Origin of the sequence: Catenibacterium sp. RTP21428st1_D7_RTP21428_210409, assembly GCF_040227455.1 — a bacterium.
Classification (GTDB): Bacteria; Bacillota_I; Bacilli_A; order Erysipelotrichales; family Coprobacillaceae; genus Catenibacterium; species Catenibacterium mitsuoka_A.
This window is the reverse complement of sequence record NZ_JBEHVX010000161.1, coordinates 1-1,446: the sequence shown is the minus strand read 5'-3', so window position 1 is coordinate 1,446 and position 1,446 is coordinate 1. Positions and strand designations below refer to the sequence as shown.

General features: G+C 40.7%; 1 protein-coding gene. It reads right to left on the bottom strand.

Annotated elements, in window-relative coordinates; genetic code table 11:
- Window positions 1–104 precede the first annotated feature (104 nt).
- On the bottom strand, window positions 105–1,446 hold a 1,342-nt coding region (locus tag ABUA27_RS12620; RefSeq protein WP_349820859.1), incomplete at its 5' end, for an IS3 family transposase.

The following is a 1,446-nucleotide window of genomic DNA, read 5'->3' as shown; positions in this document are numbered from 1 at the left end:
GGTGATGCTCTTTTTTTTCGCGCCCTCTATCTCTCTATCTCCACGACGAAAAGAAGTCCTGATTTTATGGACTTTTCCCGATATATTATTTATGATTTGTCTAATTAGTATAATGCATCAAGATCCTTATAATAGTCCAGTTCTGGATAGTTCTTCCAGTTCAATGGATCCTTAAGCAGTTTTTTGACCTCGGCTGTTGCTTCATGAAAATAGAAATTTAAAGCCTTACTAATCTTCTCAATGATTTCCGAGATCTTCTTCAACTGATTCTCTACAAGTTCCTGCTGTTTTACCCATTTCCTGTTTTCGTCTTTCATCTTCTTCATATCACGCATGATGATATCGCCTGCATTCCTTAATAATCTGGACTGCTGCTCATTGATCTTCTGACGTTCTTTACGGAGTTGCTTCCTCTTTTCCTGCATTTCAAGCTTAGCTTCAATGATCTTATCAAGAGGCATAAGCTCTGATGCCTTCACCCCATAATAGTTGTCTAATGGATACTGACCTGTCACCTTGTATGTATAGAATTCACTTGGAGATAGTGCTGCAAGGGTATCCTGATATCTTTCATTATTATGCATATTGATATAGCCATCGATGAGTCTTCTTACAGTATCTATATCCCCACATCTTGCGATGATGTCAATGACCTCTGTCTTCATGCGCCCAAAGAATGATTCCATAGGGGCGTTGTCCTGACTGTTTCCTCTTCTGGACATTGACTGGATGAAATCATTCTCATTAAGAAGCTGTTTGAACGATGTTGAGAGATACTGTGAACCCTGGTCACTGTGGCAGTATACTTCCAGATTCTTAGGGAACTCGTCCTTATGATTCTCCATCATATTATTGAATGCCTTCTGAACAAGAGATACATCCATTCTGCCTGATACATAATGACCTAGTATTTCAGTTGTATAGGCATCCTTGAATGCACACATATAGGCTGGAGTACGGCTATAGCCGTAATGTATATAAGTGATATCGGTAAGGATGACCTGTCTTACTCCCAGCTTGAAATTGCGGTTAACGAGATTAGGCTTTGCCATGCACTCATGATGGTGGGTTGCCTGTCCCTTGTATGCATCCTTTTTGGGAAGCTGTGCAGTTATCTGCATCTTTTTCATGATGCCTGAAGCTCTTGATACGCTGATGTTGTAATTGAACCTTCTGAACATATGTCGGCGGAAGGTTCGCTTTCCAGGAACGAATCCAAGTGTTTTAATGATCTTCTTGAAGCACTGAATCACATGGCTTTCATCCATTTCTTTAGCTGCCTGCTTACCGTCTCTATCCTCCCTGCGTGACACATAATTATAATAGCCCGTACTGCTTACACCAAACATCTTGAAGACTCTGGTGTTGGTATAACCATTCTCTTTTGCCTTTCCTCTGCTTATGTAGTCATAAGCCATGAAGAGCTTGTCCTCCTTTACTTCTTGT